General features: G+C 35.1%; 27 protein-coding genes. 26 read left to right on the top strand and 1 reads right to left on the bottom strand.

All coding sequences use genetic code 11. The features are described 5' to 3' along the window. Positions 1-56 precede the first annotated feature (56 nt). Positions 57-728 carry an outer membrane beta-barrel protein gene (locus tag EG359_RS04040; protein ID WP_076351685.1) on the top strand — a complete coding sequence of 224 codons (672 nt, stop codon included), beginning with the start codon at positions 57-59 and terminating at the stop codon, positions 726-728. A 77-nt stretch (positions 729-805) separates the two neighbouring features. Further along, on the top strand, positions 806-1,471 hold the full coding sequence (locus EG359_RS04035; RefSeq protein WP_076351687.1) for a porin family protein: 666 nt from the start codon (positions 806-808) through the stop codon (positions 1,469-1,471). Positions 1,472-1,545: 74 nt separating this feature from the next. On the opposite strand, the gene ffh is transcribed toward EG359_RS04035, so the two are convergent. Then, positions 1,546-2,907, bottom strand: coding sequence for a signal recognition particle protein (gene ffh, locus EG359_RS04030; RefSeq protein WP_076351689.1), 1,362 nt, complete (start codon positions 2,905-2,907; stop codon positions 1,546-1,548). Positions 2,908-3,519: 612 nt separating this feature from the next. On the opposite strand from ffh, the gene atpB reads away from it, so the two are divergent. The 24 genes from atpB to EG359_RS03910 all read left to right on the top strand — a co-directional run bounded on the left by atpB (position 3,520) and on the right by EG359_RS03910 (position 25,717). Continuing rightward, positions 3,520-4,647, top strand: coding sequence for a F0F1 ATP synthase subunit A (gene atpB / locus EG359_RS04025; protein ID WP_076351693.1), 1,128 nt, complete (start codon positions 3,520-3,522; stop codon positions 4,645-4,647). A gap of 42 nt (positions 4,648-4,689) precedes the next feature. Further along, positions 4,690-4,908 carry an ATP synthase F0 subunit C gene (locus EG359_RS04020; RefSeq protein ID WP_007844726.1) on the top strand — a complete coding sequence of 73 codons (219 nt, stop codon included), beginning with the start codon at positions 4,690-4,692 and terminating at the stop codon, positions 4,906-4,908. A 100-nt stretch (positions 4,909-5,008) separates the two neighbouring features. Beyond that, positions 5,009-5,503: a F0F1 ATP synthase subunit B gene (locus EG359_RS04015; RefSeq protein WP_076351695.1), complete on the top strand. Its 495-nt coding sequence runs from the start codon at positions 5,009-5,011 to the stop codon at positions 5,501-5,503. Positions 5,504-5,505: 2 nt separating this feature from the next. Then, entirely contained in the window at positions 5,506-6,045 is a 540-nt protein-coding gene (gene atpH, locus EG359_RS04010) for an ATP synthase F1 subunit delta (protein WP_076351697.1), read from the top strand. 16 nt (positions 6,046-6,061) lie between these two features. Continuing rightward, positions 6,062-7,639 carry a F0F1 ATP synthase subunit alpha gene (atpA, locus tag EG359_RS04005; protein ID WP_076351699.1) on the top strand — a complete coding sequence of 526 codons (1,578 nt, stop codon included), beginning with the start codon at positions 6,062-6,064 and terminating at the stop codon, positions 7,637-7,639. Positions 7,640-7,716: 77 nt separating this feature from the next. Further along, a complete protein-coding gene (atpG, locus tag EG359_RS04000; RefSeq protein ID WP_076351701.1) occupies positions 7,717-8,580 on the top strand; it encodes an ATP synthase F1 subunit gamma in 864 nt (287 codons plus the stop codon). Between the two features lie 263 nt (positions 8,581-8,843). Beyond that, positions 8,844-10,202, top strand: coding sequence for a hemolysin family protein (locus EG359_RS03995; RefSeq protein WP_076351703.1), 1,359 nt, complete (start codon positions 8,844-8,846; stop codon positions 10,200-10,202). An 11-nt stretch (positions 10,203-10,213) separates the two neighbouring features. Then, positions 10,214-10,519: an ATP-dependent Clp protease adaptor ClpS gene (locus EG359_RS03990; RefSeq protein WP_076351705.1), complete on the top strand. Its 306-nt coding sequence runs from the start codon at positions 10,214-10,216 to the stop codon at positions 10,517-10,519. A gap of 210 nt (positions 10,520-10,729) precedes the next feature. Further along, positions 10,730-11,344, top strand: coding sequence for a uridine kinase (udk, locus tag EG359_RS03985; protein ID WP_076351707.1), 615 nt, complete (start codon positions 10,730-10,732; stop codon positions 11,342-11,344). Between the two features lie 4 nt (positions 11,345-11,348). Then, positions 11,349-11,705: an FtsB family cell division protein gene (locus EG359_RS03980; protein ID WP_076351709.1), complete on the top strand. Its 357-nt coding sequence runs from the start codon at positions 11,349-11,351 to the stop codon at positions 11,703-11,705. A gap of 84 nt (positions 11,706-11,789) precedes the next feature. Then, positions 11,790-12,953: a methylmalonyl-CoA mutase family protein gene (locus EG359_RS03975; protein WP_076351711.1), complete on the top strand. Its 1,164-nt coding sequence runs from the start codon at positions 11,790-11,792 to the stop codon at positions 12,951-12,953. Between the two features lie 121 nt (positions 12,954-13,074). Further along, positions 13,075-14,223 carry a class I SAM-dependent methyltransferase gene (locus EG359_RS03970; RefSeq protein WP_076352084.1) on the top strand — a complete coding sequence of 383 codons (1,149 nt, stop codon included), beginning with the start codon at positions 13,075-13,077 and terminating at the stop codon, positions 14,221-14,223. Between the two features lie 55 nt (positions 14,224-14,278). Beyond that, positions 14,279-14,554, top strand: coding sequence for a hypothetical protein (locus tag EG359_RS03965; protein WP_076351713.1), 276 nt, complete (start codon positions 14,279-14,281; stop codon positions 14,552-14,554). Positions 14,555-14,724: 170 nt separating this feature from the next. Further along, positions 14,725-16,104: a dipeptidase gene (locus EG359_RS03960; RefSeq protein WP_076351715.1), complete on the top strand. Its 1,380-nt coding sequence runs from the start codon at positions 14,725-14,727 to the stop codon at positions 16,102-16,104. Between the two features lie 213 nt (positions 16,105-16,317). Next, a complete protein-coding gene (locus EG359_RS03955; protein ID WP_076351717.1) occupies positions 16,318-17,232 on the top strand; it encodes a T9SS type A sorting domain-containing protein in 915 nt (304 codons plus the stop codon). 362 nt (positions 17,233-17,594) lie between these two features. Continuing rightward, positions 17,595-18,512, top strand: coding sequence for a T9SS-dependent choice-of-anchor J family protein (locus EG359_RS03950; RefSeq protein ID WP_076351719.1), 918 nt, complete (start codon positions 17,595-17,597; stop codon positions 18,510-18,512). 77 nt (positions 18,513-18,589) lie between these two features. Then, complete coding sequence (locus EG359_RS03945; protein WP_076351721.1) at positions 18,590-19,297, top strand: SDR family oxidoreductase; 708 nt, start codon at positions 18,590-18,592, stop codon at positions 19,295-19,297. A gap of 149 nt (positions 19,298-19,446) precedes the next feature. After that, positions 19,447-20,193, top strand: coding sequence for an electron transfer flavoprotein subunit beta/FixA family protein (locus EG359_RS03940; protein WP_076351723.1), 747 nt, complete (start codon positions 19,447-19,449; stop codon positions 20,191-20,193). A gap of 41 nt (positions 20,194-20,234) precedes the next feature. Further along, complete coding sequence (locus EG359_RS03935; protein ID WP_076351725.1) at positions 20,235-21,182, top strand: electron transfer flavoprotein subunit alpha/FixB family protein; 948 nt, start codon at positions 20,235-20,237, stop codon at positions 21,180-21,182. A gap of 181 nt (positions 21,183-21,363) precedes the next feature. Next, entirely contained in the window at positions 21,364-21,963 is a 600-nt protein-coding gene (locus EG359_RS03930; RefSeq protein ID WP_076351727.1) for a bifunctional nuclease family protein, read from the top strand. A 21-nt stretch (positions 21,964-21,984) separates the two neighbouring features. Beyond that, positions 21,985-23,367 carry a nucleoside permease gene (locus EG359_RS03925; protein ID WP_076351729.1) on the top strand — a complete coding sequence of 461 codons (1,383 nt, stop codon included), beginning with the start codon at positions 21,985-21,987 and terminating at the stop codon, positions 23,365-23,367. 295 nt (positions 23,368-23,662) lie between these two features. Further along, on the top strand, positions 23,663-24,067 hold the full coding sequence (locus EG359_RS03920) for a hypothetical protein (protein WP_076351731.1): 405 nt from the start codon (positions 23,663-23,665) through the stop codon (positions 24,065-24,067). 2 nt (positions 24,068-24,069) lie between these two features. Next, positions 24,070-24,480: a hypothetical protein gene (locus EG359_RS03915; protein ID WP_076351733.1), complete on the top strand. Its 411-nt coding sequence runs from the start codon at positions 24,070-24,072 to the stop codon at positions 24,478-24,480. Between the two features lie 58 nt (positions 24,481-24,538). Then, the gene (locus EG359_RS03910; RefSeq protein WP_076351735.1) at positions 24,539-25,717 is read left to right on the top strand and encodes an acetyl-CoA C-acyltransferase; all 1,179 of its coding nucleotides are present in this window, start codon (positions 24,539-24,541) and stop codon (positions 25,715-25,717) included. Positions 25,718-25,811 lie beyond the last annotated feature (94 nt).

Below are 25,811 nucleotides of genomic sequence, written 5' to 3'. Positions count from 1 at the left end.
AATATTAGTGAGGACCACTGTAAATTTGCCTCCAGAAAGTATTAAAATTTTTTAAAATGAAAAAAATATTATTAGCGGGTGCTGTTGCACTTTTCGGTTTATCAAATGCTCAGATTGCTAAAGGTACTACATATGTTTCAGGACAATTAGGGTATTCTCAGAACGAAAATAACAATAACGATACTAAAATTGAGAGCTTCAAAGTTCTTCCTACAGTAGGTTATTTCGTAAACACTAACTTAGCAGTAGGTTTAGGTGTAGGTTACAAAAATGATAACAATACATTAACTACAACTACAGGAACTAACCCTTTATTTGTAAGTGAAAATAAAATTACTGAATCTGCATTCGTTGTAGCTCCATTTGTAAGAAAATACTGGACTTTAGCTGACAAATTATACATCTTTGGTCAATTAGAAGTTCCAATGGCATTTGGACAAAACAAAGTTGAAGGAACTACTACAGCTACAACTACAACAGGAGCTGGAACTACTGTAGCTACTACATCTGTATCTGACAAATCTAACTTCACTTCTATCGGAGTTAACATTAAGCCAGGTTTAGATTATTTCTTAAACAAGAACTGGACTATTGAAGCTACTATTGGTGAGTTTGGATACAATACTTACAAGCAAAATGTAGACGGAGCTAAGAGAGTTAACGATTATAACTTCGGATTGAATTTATCTTCTGTAACTTTCGGAGTTAAATATGTATTTGCTAAGTAATTAACAAAACATTTATAAAATAGAGCCCTAAGATTTTCTTGGGGCTTTTTTAGATTAAAAAAACTATATAATATATCATGAAAAAAATCTTATTGGCATCTGCAATTGCTTTATTTGCAGGATTGAATGCACAGACAAGTTTTGGGGTAAAAGGAGGCTATGCCTTATCCACATTAAATTCCAATGAAAATAGTTTCGAGCTTGATGAAGCAGGAGGTAGCTTAAAGTCTAAATCCGGATTTTATATCGGAGCATTGGTGGAACATAAAATCAATAGTAAATTTGCTTTTCAGGGAGAAGTAGAATACGCTAATCTTGGAGGAAAAATGGAGGTTTCAATTCCTGGGTTACCAGGTGTTAAAGTAACTGAAAAAATGAACTTTAACAGGATTGTAATTCCTATTTCTGCAAGATATTATGCAACACCTGAATTGGCTGTTTATGGAGGCCCTTATGTGAGCTTTAAAGCAAGTAATACGGTTAAGATTGATGTGAGTGGTGCGATGGTGACTAATCAGGCTGCACTTGATGAAGGAGAAAGAAGAATAGAAAACTTCTTGGATGATTCTCTAAAGTCTACAGATTTTGGTTTATTCTTCGGTGCTGATTATAAAGTGTACAAGGGTCTGTTTGTAGATGCACGCTATAGCTTTGGATTAACTAATATGATTAAAAATCCCGTTAATGACGAAAAACTAAAGATGAATTTCTTTCAGCTTGGAGTAGGGTATAAGTTTAAATAACCCGGCTTAGATAAAAACAAAAAACTCTCAGAAATTCTGAGAGTTTTTTTATGAAAATATAATTCGTTTTTAAATTATTTTCCAAACATTCCACCCATTCCAGGCATGTTTGGCATTTTGCTCATCATCTGCATCATTTGCTTTCCTTGAGGACCTTGCATCATCTTCATCATTTTACCCATTTGCTCGAATTGTTTCATCAGCTGGTTTACATCTTCAATCTTTCTTCCTGCACCTTTTGCAATTCTATTCTTTCTCTGAGTATTGATAATGGATGGTCTTCTTCTCTCATCAGGAGTCATAGAGTAGATGATTGCTTCAATATGTTTAAATGCATCGTCGCTGATCTCTACATCCTTAATTGCTTTTCCAACCCCAGGAATCATTCCCATAAGGTCTTTCATGTTACCCATTTTCTTGATTTGATTGATCTGCTTAAGGAAATCATCAAAACCAAACTCGTTTTTAGCAATTTTTTTGTGAAGTTTTTTAGCTTCTTCTTCATCAAACTGCTCTTGTGCTCTTTCTACTAAGGAAACAACGTCCCCCATTCCCAGGATTCTGTCTGCCATTCTTTCCGGGTAGAAAAGATCCAGGGCTTCCATTTTTTCTCCTGTAGATATGAATTTGATTGGTTTTTCAACAACAGAGCGGATCGTTAATGCGGCCCCCCCTCTTGTATCACCATCTAATTTGGTAAGAACAACCCCGTCAAAGTTCAGGGCCTCGTTGAACGCTTTGGCAGTATTCACAGCATCCTGACCTGTCATGGAATCCACTACAAAAAGTGTTTCCTGTGGCTTAATGAAGTAATGTACAGACTTAATCTCGTTCATCATCTGCTCATCAATCGCTAAACGACCTGCAGTATCCACAATTACTACATCGTGATTGTTTGCCTTTGCAAAATTGATGGCATTTTCAGCGATAGTAGAAGGATTAGTGGCTCCATCCTCTGTATATACAGGAACGTTAATCTGTCCTCCTAATACCTTAAGCTGGTCAATTGCAGCGGGACGATACACGTCACATGCTACCAATAAAGGCTTTTTATTTCTTTTTGTTTGTAAATAATGAGCAAGTTTTCCGGAGAAAGTGGTCTTACCGGAACCTTGAAGACCTGCGATAAGGATCACAGATGGTTTTCCCGAAAGATTAATTCCTTCGTGAGAGCCTCCCATTAGATCTACGAGTTCATCATGAACAATTTTCGTCATCAATTGTCCCGGAGTAAGCGAAGTAAGAACGTTTTCTCCTAATGCCTTATCCTGAACTCTTTTCGTAAGATCCTTTGCTACTTTATAGTTAACGTCGGCATCCACCAATGCTCTACGGATTTCCTTTACGGTTTCCGCTACATTGATTTCGGTAATTTTTCCACGTCCGGAAATATTATGTAATGCCTTGTCTAATTTATCCTGTAAACTATTAAACATATTTATTGTAAATTATAGGTTTGCAAAAATAAGGAATTTTTAAGAAACCTGAGTATTATAGACTTAATATTATAAGGATTAGGGTAAGATTTAGGGAAAGAAAAGAACAAAGAAGACGGAAACGAGGTGTTTTTAGAGTTTGCGATCGTGTTTCAATCTATTATTTTACCTTATCTATGGTTTTTATACCTTACCTTATATAATATGGAAGGAATTTTAGTTTTGTTTTGTTTGAAAAATTATAATCTTATTTTTGCAGCATGAATTTTCTAGATTGTTTCATTATTATATTATTAGCAGTATTTCTTAATATAATAGTATATATGATATTTAAAAAGTATTTCTTTGGTAAAGCTGATGCAGGAATGAAGTTTCTTGTTGTAAATATCACTAAAGATATTGTCTGGCTGGCTATTTCTTTATTAATTATAGAAAAGACCAAGTCTAATTTTCTCTTTATAGTGATCTGCTTTATAGTGGCTTCATTCCTCATTTATTTACCTATAATAAAACTCATTAATAAGTCTTGAATTTTTTGATGATAAAAATCAATTTTTAATATTGGTAAAGTTTAATAAAATCGATATATTTGCACACGATTAAAAAAGAGATATGAACAGAAAAATTTCTTCATTATTTTTCGCATTTTTATTTGTGTTTATTAGTGGTTTAGCTTCTGCGCAACACGAATCTGAAGGAGAAAAGTTAGCTGAAAAAGTAGAGAACAAAGAGGCACAGGATAGCTTCAATGCGACCAAGATGATCATGGAGCACATTGGTGATTCAAATGAATGGCATTTATGGACTACAAAAGATGATAGTGGTGAAGAACATCACGTTTCTATCCCTTTGCCTATTATCATTAAGGATAATGAAGGATGGCATACTTTTCTTTCAAGCAGTATAGCTCACGGACACGAACATGATGGGTATACTTTAGAGCACGGACAAGTAGTTTCTACTAAAGGTGTTGAAAAAGCAACTTTATTTTCAATCATCAGTGGGAAGCAAAAATCAAACGAAGTGTTTTTTGATCTTTCAATAACAAAAAACGCAGCTTCAATGTTTCTGTCAGTGATTTTTATGGCAGTAGTGTTCATAGGAATGGCGAGAAATTACAAGAAGTCACAACTTCCAAAAGGGATTGGGAAATTAATGGAGCCGGTAATTGTATTTATCAGAGATGAAGTGGCTATTCCAAACATCGGGTCAGTAAAGTATAAAAGATATATGCCTTATTTATTAACGGCTTTCTTCTTTATCTGGTTCAATAACCTATTCGGATTGGTGCCGTTCTTTCCTGGAGGAGCTAACCTTACTGGTAACATTGCAATCACAGCTGTATTAGGTATCATTACATTATTAATTACATTATTCAGTGCGAACAAAGATTACTGGAAGCACATCTTTATGCCACCAGTTCCAATCTTATTGTATCCAATCATGGTTCCAATCGAGATTATCGGAATCTTTACAAAGCCTTTCGCTTTGATGATGCGACTTTTCGCTAACATTACAGCAGGACACATTATGATCTTGGCGATCATTTCATTGATCTTCATTTTCAAATCTCCATTCTTAGGGTTTGCATCAGTTCCATTAGCATTATTTGTTTCTGTATTGGAATTATTAGTTGCTGCATTGCAAGCATATATCTTCACTGTATTATCCGCATTATTTATCGGTATTGCAGTTGCAGAACACGACCATGAGCACGGTCACGAAGAGCACGCTCACTAATTAAAATTAAAATAATTTTTTAACTAATATAATTTATTTATCATGGATTTATCAACAGGAGCAGGATTAATTTACGTAGGTATCGGTTTAGCAGTACTAGGTGTAGGTCTAGGTATCGGTAAAATCGGTGGTCACGCAATGGATGCTATCGCTAGACAACCAGAACAAGCTGGTAAGATTCAAGGAGCAATGCTTATTGCTGCTGGTCTTATTGAAGGTGCTGGTCTTATCGCGATCATCTTTGGTGCTTTCATCAAGTAATCTATCCTCAAAAAACATTCTTAGCAGTAAAGCGGTTGGCTGCTGCTAAGAATTTTAAAAAACAATCCATAAATAACACTTAAAAAAAGAATTTACAGATATGGGAATTATTGAACCTGGAATTGGACTTTTGTTTTGGATGACCCTTACTTTTGTTATCCTATTGTTTCTTCTAGCTAAATTCGCTTGGAAACCAATTGTTAGTGCTGTTAATGAAAGAGAAACTTCTATCGTTGATGCATTAAACCAAGCTAAATTGGCTAAAAAAGAAATGGAAGATCTTAAAGCTGACAACGAAAGAATCATTCGTGAAGCTAAAATTGAAAGAGATTCTATCCTTAAAGAAGCTAGAGAAATTAAAGACAGAATCGTAGGTGAAGCTAAAGATGCTGCTAAAGCGGAAGGAGATAAATTAATCGAAGCTGCTAAGCAAACTATCAATGCTGAGAAAAATGCTGCAATGGCAGACATCAAAAACCAAATCGGTGCTTTATCTGTAAACATTGCAGAATCTATCTTGAAGCAAAAGCTAGATAACACTGAGGCTCAAAATGAATTAGTTCAAAATTATATCAACAAATCTAACCTTAACTAAGAATGCTTACATCTAAAGTAGCGAAAAGATACGCACAAGGTTTACTTGATTTCACTAATGAATCAGGTCAGACAGCTGCCGTATTTTCTGAAATGAAAGATGTAGTGAAGATTATGATTGAATCTAAGGATTTGAACAAATTCTTCCTTACGCCTTACATTGATGCAAAAAAGAAAATAGAGGTAGCAAACGAAATTTTCAAAGGTTTCTCAACATCTTCCCAGAATTTGATCACATTGGTTATTAAGCACGGACGTGAAAACCAATTAAAAAATATTGCTCAGGAATTCATCAACAAAGTTGAAGATATCAACGGTGTACAAAGAGTAACGCTTACTACAGCAACACCTCTTTCCAAAGAGAATATTGATCAGATCCTAAGATCTACAGACTTGGTAAATGCTAATTCAAATTTTGATTTGAAAGTAAATATCAACCAGGATATTTTAGGAGGATACATCTTAAGAGTAGGTGATCAGCAGGTAGATGCGTCTGTGAAGACAAAATTGAACCAAGTTAAAAAAGATTTTCAATTAAATTAAGAAAAACAACCATACAATGGCAGAAATAAATCCGGCAGAAGTATCTGCGATCTTAAAACAGCAATTGGCCAACTTCGACACTCAATCAAACGTTGAGGAAGTAGGTACAGTTTTAACCATCGGTGATGGTATTGCTCGTGTATACGGGTTAGAAAACGTACAATACGGAGAGTTGGTGAAATTTTCTAGTGATGTAGAAGGTATTGTACTTAACCTTGAAGAAGACAACGTAGGTGTTGCTTTACTTGGTGAAAGTAAATTAGTAAAAGAAGGAGATACCGTAAGAAGAACAAACAGAATCTCTTCTATTAAAGTAGGAGAAGGTATGTTAGGAAGAGTAGTAGACACTCTTGGTAACCCTATCGATGGTAAAGGTCCTATTTCAGGGGATTTATATGAAATGCCATTAGAAAGAAAAGCTCCTGGAGTTATCTACAGACAACCGGTAACTGAACCTTTACAGTCAGGTATCGTTGCAATTGACTCTATGATCCCTGTAGGAAGAGGACAGAGAGAGCTTATCATTGGTGACAGACAGACAGGTAAAACTACTGTTGCGATCGATACGATCATTAACCAAAAAGAATTCTTTGATGCTGGGCAGCCAGTATATTGTATATATGTTGCTATCGGTCAGAAAGCTTCTACTGTAGCACAAATCGTTAAAACTCTTTCTGATAAAGGAGCTTTAGCTTATACTGTAATCGTTGCGGCTAATGCATCAGATCCAGTTCCAATGCAGGTATATTCTGCGATGGCAGGTGCTGCTATCGGTGAATTCTTCAGAGATACAGGTAGACCGGCACTTATCGTTTATGATGATTTATCTAAACAAGCTGTTGCTTACCGTGAGCTTTCTCTACTATTAAGAAGACCACCGGGCCGTGAAGCTTACCCTGGAGACGTTTTCTATCTTCACTCAAGACTATTGGAAAGAGCTGCAAAGGTAATCGCTGATGATAACATTGCTAGACAAATGAATGACTTACCAGAGTCTCTTAAGCCAATCGTGAAAGGTGGTGGTTCATTAACTGCACTTCCAATCATTGAAACTCAGGCTGGTGACGTTTCTGCGTATATCCCTACCAACGTAATCTCTATTACAGACGGACAGATCTTCTTGGAGTCTGATCTATTCAACTCAGGGGTTCGTCCAGCGATCAACGTAGGTATCTCTGTATCAAGAGTAGGAGGTAACGCTCAGATCAAATCAATGAAAAAAGTATCTGGTACATTAAAGTTAGACCAGGCTCAGTATAAAGAACTAGAAGCGTTTGCTAAATTCGGTTCTGACCTTGACGCTTCTACTTTAGCTGTAATCTCTAAAGGAGAAAGAAACGTAGAGCTTCTTAAGCAGCCGGTAAACTCTCCACTTCCTGTAGATAGCCAAGTTGCTATGATCTACGCTGGAACAGAGAACTTGCTAAGAAACGTTCCTATCAGAAAGGTAAAAGAATTCCAAACTGAATATATTGCGTTCCTAAGATCTAAGCACCCTGATACAATGGCGGCTATTAAAGCAGGTAAAATCGACAACGATATTACAAACGTTCTTAAGCAGGCAGCTAACGATTTAGCTTCTAAATACAACTAAAAAAATTCAATGTTTAAGGTTTAAAATATAAAGTTTTAAGCCTTAAACTTTAGACCTTAAACTTTGAACCCAAATTAATGGCAAACTTAAAAGAAATACGAGGCAGAATTACGTCAATTTCATCTACGATGCAAATCACCCGTGCTATGAAGATGGTTTCCGCTGCGAAACTTAAAAAAGCACAGGACGCAATTGTAATGTTAAGACCATATTCTGAAAAATTACAGGAACTTATCCAGAATGTGAATTCTAGCTCTGATCCTGACCAGGTTTCTGTATATGCTCAGAAAAGAGAGGTTAAAAGAATACTTTTCATCGCTGTTACTTCAAACAGAGGTCTTGCGGGAGCTTTTAACTCTTCAATCGTAAAAGAACTTAACCATCAGTTTCAGAACAATTCTCAGTATGAGATTGAAGTTCTTCCTGTAGGTAAAAAAGTATATGATGCTGTAAGAAGAAATCGTGCAGTATATGCTAACGGAAGTTCTGTTTATGATAACCTGAACTTTGATGTGGTTGCTAATGTTACAGAAGGTGTAATGACTAGCTTCAAGGAAGGTAAATTTGACGAAGTTTATATTATTTATAACAAATTCGTAAATGCTGCCACTCAGGAAGTAACTACAGAACAGCTTCTTCCAATCTCAATGCCTGAAAATACAGAGCCACAGGTTGAAACAGATTATATCTTTGAACCTAACAGAGCTGAGATCTTGGATAATTTGATTCCAAAGTCTATCAAAACTCAGGTTTTCAAGGCAATCTTAGACTCAGTAGCATCTGAACATGGAGCGAGAATGACGGCAATGCACAAAGCTACAGATAACGCAGAAGCGCTTAGAAATGATCTTAAGATCTTCTACAATAAAGCAAGACAGGCTGCAATTACCAACGAAATTTTGGAAATTGTTTCCGGAGCAGAAGCTTTGAAAAATTCGTAAGAATTATTTTAACATACTATCAAAAGCATCGATACTATCGATGCTTTTTTTGTTAAGGAAGAGGCTAAAACTCTTATTTAGCATTCAAAAATCTACTCTTTATATAGAAAATGAATACAGTGTCCGATTATTTTTTTAAATCTAAAATAAGTACATCCTGAAGCGTCATTTTTTACCCCAAAAATTACAGACTAAAATAACTTATCTCAGGTTATTTATATTTTGCATATCTTTGTACCTAATAAAATTTATATAACTTCTAAATGGACTCGGACATAGTCAGGCTTTTGCTGGCCTTATTTCTTGTATTACTAAATGGCTTTTTCGTAGCCGCAGAATTTTCAATTGTTAAAGTTCGTTACTCACAAATTCAATTAAAAGCCGCAGAAGGGGATTCTATGGCAAAGCAGGCAGAACATATCATCAAGCATTTGGATGAGTATCTTTCTGCTACACAATTAGGAATTACGTTGGCATCCCTTGCCCTGGGTTGGGTAGGAGAAAGTGCCCTGCATCATATTGTTGAAAACATCTTCCACTCCTTAAATATAGACTTAACGCAAACTACCATTACCACTATTTCAGTGGTGACTAGTTTTGTATTAATTACCATTATGCACATTGTATTTGGTGAGCTTATTCCAAAGTCAATTGCCATAAGAAAGGCGGAGGCAACTACAATGGCAACAGCTGTTCCATTGAGGGTTTTTTATACTGTTTTTAAACCATTTATTTGGTTGATGAATTTAATGTCCAATACATTTTTGAGATTGGTAAAGATTCATCCGGCATCAGAGCAGGAAATTCACTCTACAGAAGAACTGCAGCTTTTGGTAAAACAAAGTGCAGACAGTGGTGAGATTGAAGAAGAAAACTATGAGATCATCAAGAATGCATTTGATTTTACAGATCATTCTGCCAAGCAGATCATGGTTCCCAGACAGAACATTACGTCAATCGATTTCGAGGAAGACGTTAACGATATCATCAATACGATAATGGATAGCGGCTATTCCCGTATTCCGGTATATCTTGATTCTATAGATAATGTGATCGGTATTTTCTATACTAAGGAAATTATCAGGGAATTTGTAAAAAGAAAGGGAGATCTGGATCATGAAGATCTTAAAGATTTGATGCGTGATGCCTTTTTTGTGGTGGAAAGTAAAAAAGTTTCAGATTTGTTGAAGACTTTCCAACAGAAAAAACAGCACTTAGCAATTGTTATCGACGAATTTGGAGGAACTGAAGGAATTATTACTCTGGAAGATATTCTTGAGGAACTTGTAGGTGAAATTCAGGATGAAGAAGATGATGAAGAAAAAATAGTAGATAAAATAGCTGATAATACCTATTGGGTACAAGCTACACAACCTTTGGATGAGATCAATGAGCACCTGCCTAAAAAGTTACCGCTCTCCGAAGAAAGTGAATATAACTCATTGGCTGGCTTTATTCTTCACGCATTGGAAGAGATTCCTGAGGAAAATCAAGAGTTTGATCTTGAAAACTATCATTTCAAGATATTGAAGATGAACAATAAGAGTGTTGAACTTGTGGAATTGGTGTATGAGCAACCCAATGCCATTGATAATTTAGCAGATAAAATTGGAGAAGTTTAAAATAACTTATAATGAATTGTTATAATAGCATAAAAGACTACGAAAACCCGAAACGTCAGTATGAAGAAGAAGTCCTTGTATTGGATGATACGGATGATGTTTATAAACTAGTTTTGCATAATGATGATATCCACACATTTGACTATGTGATTGATTCTTTAATAGAAATATGCAAACATACCATGGAACAGGCAGAACAATGTACAATGCTTGTTCACTATAAGGGCAAATGCACCGTGAAAACAGGCTCATTAGATGTTTTGAAGCCTATGCACGAAAAATTAATTTCACGCGAATTAACAAGCGAAATCGTATAAAATAAAGTCCGGCAAATTTATTGTCGGATTTTTTTATTGAATTCTCAGGTGAAACATTCGTGATAACGCTATATAATAAAGGATAATAGCTTCTTCCGAAAACCTTTCAATCTTTTAATTATTTAATCTTTTAATTTCTCAATAGTCTTACATTGCCATATTTTATCTAAAATAGTATATTTGTACCAACTATAAAGAAACAAAAAAATAATGCTTGTAATAGGAATTGCCGGAGGTACAGGATCCGGCAAAACTACAGTTGTTGATAAAATACTTCAGCAGCTTGATATTGAAGGAATGAATATCCTTTCTCAGGATAATTATTATCACGACAATCAAAATCTAACATTGACGGAAAGAGAGGCTCTAAACTATGACCACCCGAAGTCCATCGATTTTGAATTACTGATAAAACACGTTAAAGCTTTAAAAAACAATGAGTCTATTGAACAGCCCATTTACAGCTTTGTAACGCATTCCAGAACAGGAGATCATGTAACTGTAGAACCTAAAAACGTATTGGTGGTAGAGGGAATTCTGGTTCTTACCAATAAAGAATTACTCAAAGAATTTGATCTGAAAGTATTCGTTCATGCAGATTCAGACGAAAGACTAATCAGGCGTATCAGAAGAGATACCCAGGAAAGAGGAAGAGATCTGAGCGAAGTATTACACCGTTATCAGACTACCTTGAAACCAATGCACCAGGAATTCATTGAGCCATCTAAAAATGATGCTGATCTTATTATCCCTAATATGAAACAGAATTCCGTAGCGATTGATTTTTTAACCACTGTTATTAAAAACTCGTTGAGAAAACATTAAAAAAATGGAAGAAAACAAACTTATCAAAGACATTCAGCCGAAATCTGAAACGTTTAAACTTATCCAGACATACATTCTGAATAAGTATACCATTACGATCTGTCTGTTTTTGGTATGGATGGTTTTCTTTGATAAAACCTCATTTCTTGTAATTAATGAACTGAATGGCGAGATTCATAAGTATGAAGAGCAACTGGAGTATTATAAAAAAGAATACGAAAAAAATGATGCTTTTTATAAAAAACTGATGAACAACAAGTCAGAAAAAGAAAAATATGCAAGAGAAAATTATTTTATGAAAAAACCGAATGAAGAAATCTTTATCTTGGTGGTAGACAGTACAAAAGTCGCGAAAAAATAATACAATTGAATAGAATACGGCAATAGTTAATTTTACTTACAAAGCAAAATTCACTATTGCTGATTCATAAATTAAATAAAACTAATGTTAGATACAGCTACACTTCCAACCTGGGAAAATTTAGTAAAAAAGCAACTTAAAACAGAGGATATTTACCCTATTTTAGAAAAGGAAAATCTGGAAGGAATAGAGGTAAGGCCTTTTTACACAGACGTTCAGAAACCTTTGGCAAACCTGCCGAAAGTGGAAGAAAGTACCCATTTGGTGGCTAAATACCACGAAAGCCTGGAAGATGAAGTATTTGCATTTCTGCTGGATCAGAATGTAGAAAATCTTGATGAGAAGACCATTTTTGTCAATAATAAAGATCTGGCGGGACATATTAGCCCTAGAGAAGAAGATCAGTATTTCTCACTTATTGATGTTTTTAATGAAAAAGAAGGAAGTATTGATGATCAGTTGGCGAAAGAATTACTTGCAAAAGGATTTAAAAGAAGTATTTGTGTAGATATTTCCTTACATCAGAATGCAGGAGCTGCCATCTATCAACAACTTGGTATTGCTTTGGCGAAAACTAAAGAGCTGGTGGAAGCATATGGGCCGGAAATTTTAAACAAGCTTATCTTCAAAATAGCTATAGGGGGTAACTATTTCTTCGAAATGGCTAAGTTGAGAGCCTTTAAAATGGTTTTTAATCAGCTTTCCAAGGAATATAATCTGGATGAAGTTCCTTATATCTTTACTGAAACTTCCTTTAGAAATAAGGCTATTTCAGACAATGAAAATAACCTGATTCGTTCAACTTTAGAACTCGCCGCAGCCATGATTGGTGGGGCAGATGCAGTATATACCAACAATTATCTGGTAAGCAGAAGTACAGACAATTCTGAAGAAATCTCTTTCAAACAACAGATTGTTTTAGCATATGAAAGTATCATCAATGTATTTGAAGATGCGTCCAACGGAAGTTATTATGTTGAAGATATTACTCAACAAATAGCAGATAAATCTTGGGCTTTATTTGTGGAAATGGAAGATGCAGGCGGATACCTTGAACTTTTAAAGCAAGGAATTGTCCAGAAAAAGATTTATGAACATGCCGTTCAGGAACAACAATGGATTGAAGAGGGAAGGATAAAGCTGATTGGAGTTAATTTATACCCTAAATTAGACGTTAAAAAGTCAATTGAAGAACTTTATAACGAAAAAGAAATTAAAGCGGTTCGTTGGGCTGAAATGTTCGAATAAGACTTAATTATTTTCCATAAATTTCTCAGATAACACAGATTAAATAGGCAAAGGTATTATCAGAAAATAAGCGGAAATATTAATTTGATCCTAAAAAGAATCCGTGTAATTTGTGAAATCTGTGGGGAACAAACTATTAAATAAAGACGTTCAAAACTATATCAATGCAAATCTGAATACAGATTTACATACATTACTGCTGAAAAAACCACCATTTCAGGAGGTTTCTATGCAGGAGATTGTGCAACAAATCAAAGGAAAGCAGGTTGCAGAGAAAAAGTTTCCTTTTTTATTGAAAGATGGAATTATTTTCCCTCCACAGCTTAGTTTAGAGCAGTCATCATCTGAAAAGACAGCCCTTTATAAATCTGAGATTTTAAAAGGAAAAAAGTTCATAGATCTCACAAGTGGTTTCGGAGTAGATGCTTATTATCTGTCTCAAAACTTTGACGATATTACCTTAGTAGAGCAAAATACAGAGCTTTTAGAGATTGTAGAGCACAATTGGAGTATATTAGGAAAGAAGGCAAGATTTATTAATCAGAAATTAGAGGATTTTTTAGATGAAAATCAGGAAAATTTTAATACCATTTATTTAGATCCGGCACGCAGGGACCAAAATAAAAATAAAGTCTTTCTTCTGGAGGATCTTTCTCCAAATATCCTTGATATCCAGGAAAAGTTACTATCAATATCGGATCAGGTTATCATTAAGCTTTCTCCACTAATTGATCTGAAATATCTTGTCTCAGCTTTACCCAATATTTTCAGGATTGATAGTATTGCCCTGAAAAATGATGTAAAAGAAGTTGTGATCTTTTTATCCAGGGAAAATAACAAAGATATTATTTGCAATTGTGTGAACCTTGAAAGTGGTGAATCTGCCTTTCGCTTTACTTTTGGGGAAGAGGAAAATGCCCAATCAGAGTATTCCGAACCTGAAAAGTTCATTTATATCCCAAATAATTCCATTTTAAAGACCGGAATCTTTAATTTAATATCAGAAAAATTTGGATTGAAAAAACTTCATCCTAATACCCATCTTTATACATCTGATGAAAAAAAAGAAGAATTTCCAGGGCGTATTTTTGAAATGGAAGTTATTGATTCTAAAAATGTTAAAAAGAAAAGCCAGTTTAATATTATCTCAAAAAACTACCCATTAAAGCCTGAAGAAATCAAGAAAAAATATGGATTAAAAGATGGCGGAAACGACTACCTTATTTTTACACAATCCAAAAAAGGGAAAATAATTTTAAAATCAGTATAAAAATGTTGCCGAAAAAAGCAGGATTTCTTAATTTTGGGCAATCTAAAATTTAAGCATGAGAAAATTAATTATATGTTTAGCGATTGCAACGGTAGCTGTAAGCTGTAAAAAAGTACCTGCTGGGGGGAATAAAAACACTCTGAAACTAGAAGAAGGAGTAGAAAGATATTCTGATGATGTACAGGGAGGAGGAGAAGCTCACGGACATGAAGCTGCTGCTGAACACAAAGAAGAGGCTGCTAAGCCTGAAGCTGCGGCTCCTAAAAAAGATAGTACTGCTGCTGCAAAGCCTGCTGAAACTACAGAAAAGGCTCCGGAAGCTAAACACTAATTATAAGTATACAATATACAATTGCCCTGTTCCTTTACAGGGCATTTTTATTTTAAAAAATTGGTTCATGGGCTCATTACAGTGGAATATCCTAATTGTTCAGAAAATCCTCTTTTTTTACTTGGTCCTGCGGGGCTTTTTTTTTAATTTTAACCAAACAAATTTTTACAATGCAAGAGACATTAAATTACATTAACGAAAACAAGCAGCGTTTCGTGGATGAATTATTTGAGTTATTGAGAATTCCTTCTATTTCTGCAGATCCGGCTTATAAAAATGACGTATTGAAGTGTGCAGATGTATGTGCAGAGCACCTTAGAAATGCAGGAGCTGATAATGTTGAAGTATGCGAAACAAAAGGCTATCCTATTGTTTTTGGAGAAAAAATTATAGATACAAACCTACCAACAGTATTGGTATATGGGCATTATGATGTGCAGCCTGCAGATCCGTTGGAACTATGGAGAAAACCTCCTTTTGAACCTTATATTGAAAAAACTGAGCTTCATCCGGAAGGAGCCATCTTTGCAAGAGGTTCCGCAGACGATAAAGGACAGTTCTTTATGCATGTGAAGGCTTTTGAGGCGATGATGAAAACCAATACGCTTCCTTGTAACGTTAAGTTTATCTTAGAAGGTGAAGAAGAAGTAGGTTCTGTAAGCTTAGGAGACTTTGTGAATGAAAATAAGGAGAAATTATCTTGTGATTGTATTCTAATCTCAGATACTCATATCTACAGCAACGAACAACCTACTGTTACTACAGGTTTAAGAGGATTAAGCTATGTAGAAGTAGAGGTGGAAGGACCAAACAGAGACCTTCATTCAGGGCTTTATGGTGGAGCGGTTCCAAACCCGATTCATGTACTTTCCAGAATGATTGCTAACCTTATTGATGAAAACGGGCATATTACCATTGATGGTTTCTATGACAATGTAGAGGTAGTTTCCGATTCTGACAGAACTGAAATGAATAAACTGAAGGATAATCCTGAAGAATTCAAAAAGTCAATAGGATTAAGCGGAGTAGAAGGTGAAAAAGGATATACAACGTTGGAAAGAGCTTCTATTCGACCTACTTTAGACTGTAATGGTATTTGGGGAGGATATACAGGAGAAGGAGCTAAGACGGTTATTCCATCAAAGGCTTTTGCGAAAATTTCAATGCGTTTGGTTCCTTATCAGACTCCGGAAGAAATTACAGAGAAATTCACGAAGTATTTTGAGAAAATTGCACCAGATACGGTAAAAGTAAAAGTAACTCCTCACCATGGGGGTATGCCTTACGTTCTACAAAGTGATACCAAAGAATTCTTGGCTGCTAAGCAAGCTATGGAAACTGCATTTGGTAAAGAAGTCTTGCCTTACAGAAGTGGAGGAAGTATTCCAATTACCTCTATGTTTGAAAAGGTTCTTGGCGCTAAATCAGTATTGATGGGCTTCGGGTTGGATTCTGATGCGATCCACTCTCCAAACGAACATTATGGATTATTTAATTTCTATAAAGGAATTGAAAGTATTCCATTGTTCTTTGAAAATTATTCAAAGTAATTAAATTCACTTACAATATAAAATAAGGTATTTCTGAAAAGAGATACCTTATTTTTTTATCTTGTTTTGAGTAGGATTATAGAGTTCAGGTAGCATTTTTTATAGTGTTTTTTAAATTAAATTCATTGAAATTTAAAGCTTTAATTATTATTTGATTAAAGATATTTCACTTTATGTAGAAAGTTCTTATTTTTATTCAAAACTTGAAACCATATGAAAACTTACTACTCAATTGCACTTTCGTTGTTTGTGATATTCTCTTCTGCCCAAACTATTTCCTTTGAAAATAATGAAGGGTTTATAAGCGGAAATATTCACGGACAAGGTTTGTGGATCAGCACTCCAACAGGAGGTATTCCAGAAAATATAACCCATCAGACCATCAGTGTAGATAATGCTACGCATGGCAACAACTCCCTGAAAATCGTCAGGGAGGCTACTTTCGGAGTTCAACCAGAGCCTATTATTGGTGGTTTTTATAATGTGCCAACGCCACTGGATTTCACCAATTTTTCAGTTTCTTTTGATATCAATATGTCCCAGATTAATGGGGCAACCTTCGGATTTCAAGGGGTAAATAGCCTTGAAGAAAAATATGTTGTAAGAGTGGATTTTGATAAAGCAGGAAAGATCGAAGTTTTAAATTCTGTGTCAGGCATTCTAGGGCTGATAGACACTTCTGGAGTTTGGAGTCCCAATACCTGGCATAGAATCAAGGTAGTGGGAACAGCTACTGATATTAGATATTACCTTAATGATGTATTGGTTTATACAGGAGCCGCAACTTCCACTTTTAATATTGATCAATTACGCTTTGTTCACAATAATGGATTGGGAACGGCTTATATTGATAATATTATGGTGAATAGTGAAACGGTAATGTCTGTTAAAGAAACAGGTGTAAATAAAAAGAAAGTAATACTGTATCCTAATCCTGTAGTCGACTTTATTCACGTTAATTCGTCAAATAAAATCAAAAATGTTAGAGCTTATGATCTGGTTGGGAAAAAGATTGATGTAACATTAAAAGATGGAAAAGTAGATGTAAGAAATTTAGCTGCTGGAGAGTATTTATTAAATATAGAAACGGAAATAGGAGATTTTACCGAAAAATTTATAAAAAAATAATTATCCTAACTTTTAATAACAATGAAGTGCTCCATATGGGGCGCTTTTGCTTTGTGTTTTTATTAGTCTGATAATGAGTGTGTAAGTATTGAATTCCGAAGTAGAATATCTTATTGGTTATAAAGAAGTGAATTTAAATAATATTATCTTTGGTTTGCGTGTATATTATTAATGTAAATTAGAATATTTATTGATTTTAAATTTTGTATTTATTATCATTTGTATATTTATTGTCTGTAATGTTTCTTTTAAATTGGAATGTATAATTTATTTTATTTAGTGTTTTTTTTGAAATTTTAATGGTTTATTTGGTTGTATGGTTCGGATTTTATATATTTACAATAATTAAAAAATAATTTATCATGAAGAAAATTTTACTATTGGGAGCCTTTTTAGGGTTATGCACTTTAAATGCTCAAACAGTGTACAGCTATGGATTTGATGGTGCTTTTCCTGCAGACTGGACGAGAACTAACCAAAGTACTCCTGCTACTACAGTTTTGTGGGGTCCGGGAAGCTTTACTCTTCCTTTACAGGATGCTATATTTGGTAGCGGAAATGTTAATACTCTTCCTGTAGGACAAGCTGGAGGTGCAAACTCTTTTGCCATTGTAAATTTTAACAGTACTTCAGGAGCTGGGAATATTAGCAATTGGTTAATTACACCAGCTATTAATGTAAAAGACGGCGATGAAGTAAGTTTCTATTCTAGAAAGGGAACAGACGGGACACTAGATTTCCCGGACAGATTAGAATTGCGCTATAGTACTGCAGCAACTACAGTGGTTCCTTCTACAGGGTCTACAGATGTAGGTTCTTTTACCAATCTTGGGGTTTCAATTAACCCAAATTTAGTAGGAGGATTTGTTTATCCTAAAACTTGGACGAAATACAGTTTTGTAATAAGTGGTGTAGGATCTGTTCCTGTGGCTACCAAGTTTGGATTTAGATATTTTATAACTAATGGAGGTCCAGATGGAGCAAACTCTGATATTATAGGAATAGATACATTCCTTGTTAATAGAGTAAATCTTGGAACTTCTGAAACAGCAGTTAAGAAAGAGAGTCTTACAGTTTCTCCAAATCCAACTTCAGATTACTTATCTATTAAAGGTGGAGAAAAAATCAACAAAGTTGAAGTATTTGATATGGGAGGAAGAAAAGTTGATGTAAACATTGTTGAGAATAAAGTTGATGTAAGAAGCCTTAGCGCAGGTAGCTATATCATAAATATTGAAACGAAAGCCGGTAAAACTACCGATAAGTTCATCAAAAAATAATACCTGATAAATCTTAGTATCAGTAAAACGCTCCAATTGGAGCGTTTTTGTTATTTTAGAGAAATAAATTGTAAACAATGTCAGAAAATAAAACAGCGTATATCACGGGAGGAACAAAAGGAGTAGGTTTTGGAATCGCTAAAATTTTACTCGAAAATGGAATCTCAGTGGCATTTTCAGGACGAAAAAGTGAGGATGTGCTGAAGGCCGAGGAAGAACTAAAGCAGTATTCAGAAAATGTACTGGGAATAGTATCTGATGTACGAAGCCTTGAAAATGAAGAAGCGGCAGTAAAACATATTACTGAAAAATTCGGAAGACTGGATTATGTGATAGCCAATGCCGGATTGGGAATATTTAAGCCCGTAGATGAACTGTCTGCTGAAGAATGGAATGACATGATAGAAACCAATCTTACAGGTGTTTTCTATACTCTAAAAGCTTCCGTAGAAGAACTGAAAAAGACAGAAGGTTATTATATTACCATTTCAAGCTTAGCAGGGGCCAACTTCTTTGAAAACGGTACAGGCTACAATGCTTCAAAATTTGGAGTCGTAGGTTTTACTCAGGCGGCCATGATTGATCTAAGAAAATATAATATCAAGTCTACAGTAATTATGCCCGGATCAGTAGCCACTCATTTTAATGGAAACATCCCGTCAGAAAAAGATAATTGGAAGATTCAGCCTGAAGATATGGGGAACCTGGTATTAGATATTTTAAAGATGAATTCAAGGGTTTTACCCAGTAAAATAGAGTTTAGGGCAACGAAACCAGCGAAGTAAATACATCTAATGTATTGAATAATAATTTAGTAAGTATTATGCATGCATAATATATTTTTTATTTATATTAGCAAAAATTAAATGAAACAAAATCTCTGCATAAACTGTCATGATTTTATGCATAAAAGAGAAAAAATAAAATAGTACACATGAAAATATTAGTTTGTATTAGTAGTGTTCCGGATACTACTTCCAAAATTAACTTTACAGCAGATAAGTCTGCATTTGACAAAAATGGAATTCAGTGGGTAATCAACCCGCTAGATGAATTTGCGTTGACAAAAGCGGTTAAACTTCAGGAATCTCAGGGAGCAACTGTAACAGTAATCAACGTAGGAGATGCTGGTACAGAACCTGTAATCAGAAAAGCTTTAGCAATCGGTGCAAATGATGCAGTAAGAGTAAACCTTGATCCAAAGGATAGCTATTCTACAGCCAAAGAAATTGCTGCTGTAGCTCAAAACGGAGGATATGATCTTATCCTTTGTGGTAAAGAATCAATTGATTATAACGGAGGTTCTGTTCCGGGAATGGTAGCTCAATTGCTAAACCAACCTTTCGTAAATGCATCTGTAGGATTAGATGTAAACGGAAGCGAAGCTACTGCAGTAAGAGAAATCGAAGGAGGAAAAGAAACTATTTCTGTTAAATTACCGGCAATTATCGCAGGTCAGAAAGGATTGGTAGACGAAAAAGACCTTATCATTCCAAACATGAGAGGAATTATGTCTGCAAGAACAAAACCTTTGCAGGTGGTAGAACCTACTTCATCTGAAGTAAAAGTTCAGGGAGTATCTTATGATAGCGTTCCTCCAAGAGCTGCTGTGAAAATGGTTTCTCCAGACAATTTAGATGAATTGGTAAGACTACTTCACGAAGAAGCTAAAGTGATCTAATCATTTAATCCTTTAATTTTTTAATCTTTAAATTTAAGAAAATGGCAGTATTCGTATACGCAGAAAATATAAATGGAGTTTACAAAAAAGCAGCTTTTGAGGCAGTTTCTTACGCTAAAGCTGTTGCAGATAAAGCGGGTGACACTGTTACAGCAATCTCTGTAAACCCTACTGATTCTTCAGATTTATTATACAAATATGGAGCATCAAATGTTATCAATATTAAGGACGAAAGTCTTAAAAGTTTTTCAGCTAAGGCATTTGCACAAGCTGTAAATGAAGTAGTAGATGGAAATATTATTGTTTTTCCTCACACTACAGATGCTTCTTCAGTAGCACCAATGTTGGCAATTATGAAGAACTATTCTTTAATTACCAACGTTTTGGAAGCTCCGGAAAGCATTTCTCCTTTTCAGGTAAAGAGAAGAGCATTCTCAGGAAAAGGATTCATGCATGCAAAAGCTGAAGGAAACGGAGTGATTATTACTGTTTCTCAGAACGCTTTTGGAGTTAAAGAAAATGCAGTATCAGGTTCAGAAGAAGTGAAAAACTTATCAGTAGCCAATGAAGATACTAAAGTGATTTCTCACGAACAAAGCTCAGGTAAATTAGACCTTAAAGAAGCAGAGGTTGTAGTTTCAGCTGGTAGAGGAATGAAAGGACCTGAAAACTGGGGAATGATTGAAGATTTAGCAAACGTTTTAGGAGCTGCTACAGCATGTTCTAAGCCTGTTTCTGACATCGGGTGGAGACCTCACACAGAACACGTAGGACAAACAGGTAAAGCTATTTCACCTAATCTTTACATTGCAGTGGGGATTTCAGGAGCAATTCAGCACCTAGCCGGAGTAAACTCTTCAAAAACTATTGTAGTAATCAATAGCGACGCTGAAGCACCATTCTTCAAGTCTGCAGATTACGGAGTAGTGGGAGATGCTTTCCAGATTATTCCTGCATTAACAGAGAAAATCAAAGCAATAAAAGGATAGATAAGAAATGGTGAATAGTCAATTCATTTTGTTTGTAAATTTTAATTATTCACTGGCAAATTAGAATTCACGATTGACCATCGACAATCATATACAATACAATAAAAGCTCGGCTTTCCGGGCTTTTATTTTTGTGTAAAAAAGTGAAATCACAATAAAAAATTAATCTATATTTGTAGCTATGGATTATAAACAGCTAATTATTCGCGGAATATCGTACAGCCAGACACAATCAGGGGCGTACGCATTGTTACTGGAGCATGAAGAAACACACATAAAATTACCTGTTGTTATAGGAAACTTCGAAGCCCAATCTATCTCTCTTGGACTGGAAAAAGATATCCATCCCCCGCGTCCTCTTACCCATGACTTATTCACAAAATTTATAGTTTCTGCCAATTATGAGCTGGTTTCTGTTATTATTTACCAGATTGTAGATGGCGTATTCTTTTCAAATATTAACTTTAAAAACAAGGTTAACGAAGAAGAATTAATCCTTGATGCAAGAACTTCAGATGCTGTTGCTATGGCCGTAAGGTTTGATGCACCCATCTTCACCACACAGCAAGTGTTAAACGAGGCCGGGATTTTATTAGAATTGGAAGATGTTTCGAAAGAAGAGCAGACTTTTTCAGAAACGGTACAAGCCGAAGATGCCTTAACGTCTCTTTCCATGGAAGAACTTCAGAAATTATTGGATGATGCCGTTAAAGAAGAAGATTATGATACCGCTCTTGAAATCCAGGAGGAAATTAAGAGGAGGAAAAAGAAAATTGACTAAAAGAGATACCTTATATAAACTATGAATTTAAAATTACGACTGACCATCCTCAGTTTTCTCCAGTTTTTTGTCTGGGGAGCATGGCTGATTACGATGGCAAACTTCTGGTTTGGCACAAAACATTGGGAAGGAACACAGTTTGGAGCTGTTTTCGGAACAATGGGAATTGCTTCCATATTTATGCCTACCATTACTGGAATTATCGCTGACCGTTGGATAAATGCTGAGCGTATCTTTTCAGTACTACATATCCTTTACGGGGTTATGCTTTTCATATTACCCCATTCTGTAGATCCGAATTCTTTTTTCTCGGTAATGCTTGTTGCGATGTGTTTTTATATGCCTACCATCGCCTTGGCTAATTCAATTTCCTACACGATTTTGAAGAATAATAATTTTGATGTAGTAAAAGATTTTCCACCGATTCGTGTATGGGGAACCATTGGTTTTATTGTAGCCATGTGGATTACCAATCTTAGTGGAAATAAAGCAACGGAAGGACAATTTTACATTGGTGGAGCTGTGGCCATATTTCTAGGGATTTACGCTCTTACTTTACCGAAATGCCCACCACAAAAATTAATCGATAAAAACTCACCACTATCAGAGCAATTAGGATTAAATGCATTTAAGCTTTTTGGAGACTATAAAATGGCATTATTCTTTTTGTTTTCAATGCTTTTGGGTGCTGCACTTCAGCTAACGAATGCGTATGGAGATGTATTCCTAAGTGAATTTGCCCACTTTCCGAAATATGCAGATTCATTCGTAGTACAGAGATCTACAATCATTATGTCCATTTCTCAGGTTTCAGAGACGTTATTTATCTTGGCAATTCCTTTTTTCCTGAAAAAGTTTGGTATCAAAAAAGTAATGTTAATGTCTATGCTGGCATGGGTGTTAAGATTTGGATTCTTTGCCTATGGAGTTCCGGACGGATTTGGATTATCTTTAATTATCCTTTCATGTATCGTATACGGAATGGCTTTCGACTTCTTTAATATCTCAGGATCACTTTTCGTAGAGACTACAACAGACAGGAAAATTCGTTCATCAGCACAAGGATTATTTATGATGATGACCAATGGTTTTGGGGCTGTTTTTGGCAGTTATATTGCAGGTTGGGCTATTGATAAATTCTTTACGCATAAGTTTACAACAGCTACAGATCTGTCTACCTATTTAGAAACTACTCCGGATAACCCTACATTCCTGGAAATTCTGAAAAGTAGCTTTAATGCAGTGGTAAACTCTGATGGTACACTTTCTTCCGTTGTTATGGTAAAAGATTGGCACCAGATATGGCTTTCATTTGCAATCTATTCATTGGTTCTTGCTATATTCTTTGCTGTTTTATTTAAGCACAAGCATAAGCCTGAAGACGTATCTTCAGTGAAGCATTAATTCAATTAAATAATAAAATATAAAATTGCACTTTCATAAGAGAGTGCAATTTTTTTATGTAAAAGCCATTTCATAATTAAGTTTACTTTCTGATTAGCATAAAAAGTGATTTAAAAATTATCGTATCAATAATTCTTGTTTTTAGATTAATCAATAAAACGCTTTTATTATTATTAATTATTTAAAACAAAAACCATTTTATTGTAACTAATGGTTGTTAGGAAAGCGAAACGTATGTTTGGAAACAGATGATTTAAAAATGTGTTTTTTTTTGTATTTTGGCACTTTAGTAAATATGAAAAATATTCAATTATTAGGATTGCTATTAGTAGTTATAGGGAGTTTTTTACCCTTGGTACATGTTCCTATCATAGGAAACTGGAACTATTGGAAGCTCGATCATTATTTGGCCATTGCATGTTGGATCTTTGCCGCATGTGCCGTCTTTGGAGTTGTAAATAACAGTGCTAAAATCGTAAGATTTTTTGGCATTCTGCTTATTGTTTTATTTGCATTCACCTTGGTAGCTGTCAAAATGCAGTCTTTAGAATACTTCAGCTTTTTACCCTTTAAATCCTGGAGAGAGACCTTTGCAGGAGTCGTTAAACTAAAATGGGGTTGGGCTGTAGAATTTTTAGGTGCTTTTATGATGATTTTAGCCGGAAATAGTAAAAAAGTAAATCAACGAACACAAATATAAGTATGAATCTTTTTAAAGTATTTTCAGTCGGGATTTTATTATCGGCGGGAACACAAGTCAAATCTCAGCAAGCTGAGCAGAAAAAACCAGATAACCCTGTTAAGTGTTCCAATATTAAGGACGGGAAATTTTTACGGGCTAATTATCCGGAAAGTATTTGGTATATGACCATTAAGGATAATGTTCAAACCGAATATTTAAACAATGGTAAAGATTATATAAAGTCCACATTGGTTTTTGTGGATGATTGCAATTATAAAGCAATTGTAATGGAAAAATCTGATAAAAATGATCCGGTTCAGATAGGAGATGTTTTTAATAATCAGGTGGTTGCCACTCAGGACAATCTTCTTAAAGTCAATATTAAGATTGAAAAATCCGAATTTAACGCAGTTTACATAAAAGTAAAATAAATTTAATTATTAAAATGAAGCAGTAGTTTCATTTTAGCTAAAAATAAAAATTATATACATGAAAGAAGTATTCATTGTTTCCGCAGTAAGAACACCTATGGGGAGTTTTATGGGAAGTTTGTCAACAGTTCCAGCTACAAAATTAGGAGCTACTGCCGTAAAAGGAGCATTAGATAAAATCGGTTTAGATCCTGCAAATGTTCAGGAGATTTATATGGGGAATGTTTTGCAGGCAGGAGAAGGACAGGCGCCAGCTCGTCAGGTTGCTTTAGGAGCAGGTCTTTCAATCAATACACCTTCTACTACAGTAAATAAAGTTTGTGCTTCAGGAATGAAGGCTGTAACAATGGCAGCACAGGCTATCAAGGCTGGTGATGCAGAAGTAATTGTTGCCGGAGGTATGGAAAACATGTCTTTAGTTCCTCACTACTATAATGCAAGAGTTGCTACAAAACTAGGCGATATCAAAATGTTGGATGGTATGGTACTGGACGGTCTTACAGACGTTTACAACAAAGTACATATGGGTGTATGCGCAGAGAAATGTGCAGAGGATTACAGCATCACAAGAGAAGATCAGGATAATTTTGCTATAGAATCTTATAAGAGATCTGCAAAAGCTTGGAGCGAAGGAAAATTTAACGAAGAAATAGTTCCTGTTTCTATTCCTCAAAGAAAAGGAGAGCCTGTAATCTTTGCTGAAGACGAAGAATATAAAGCGGTAAACTTTGACAGAATTACAACGCTTCCTACTGTTTTCAAAAAAGAAGGAGGAACAGTAACTGCAGCTAATGCTTCTACATTAAATGATGGAGCTTCTGCATTAATTCTTGTTTCTAAAGAAAAAATGGAAGAACTAGGCCTTAAGCCATTAGCAAAAATCGTTTCTTATGCTGATGCAGCACAAGAGCCTGAAAACTTTACAACTGCACCAGCTAAGGCATTGCCTATCGCTCTTAAAAAAGCAGGTTTGGAAGTGTCAGATATCGATTTTTTCGAGTTTAATGAAGCTTTCTCTGTAGTAGGATTGGCAAACAATCAAATCCTTAAACTAGACGCTTCTAAAGTTAATGTAAACGGAGGAGCTGTAGCATTAGGACACCCACTGGGAAGTTCAGGTTCAAGAATCATCGTTACATTAATCAACGTATTGAAGCAAAATAATGCAAAATACGGTGCCGCAGCTATCTGCAACGGTGGTGGAGGAGCTTCTGCTATCGTTATTGAAAATATCTAATATTCTGTTTCAGAATATATTACCATTAAGAAATGTATAATTTTTTTAAAAAATAACCCATTTCTTAATGGTTTTTCTATTTTTGTGCTACTAA

The organism is Chryseobacterium joostei (genome assembly GCF_003815775.1).
Classification (GTDB): Bacteria; Bacteroidota; Bacteroidia; order Flavobacteriales; family Weeksellaceae; genus Chryseobacterium; species Chryseobacterium joostei.
This window is presented reverse-complemented; position numbering and strand designations above follow the sequence as displayed.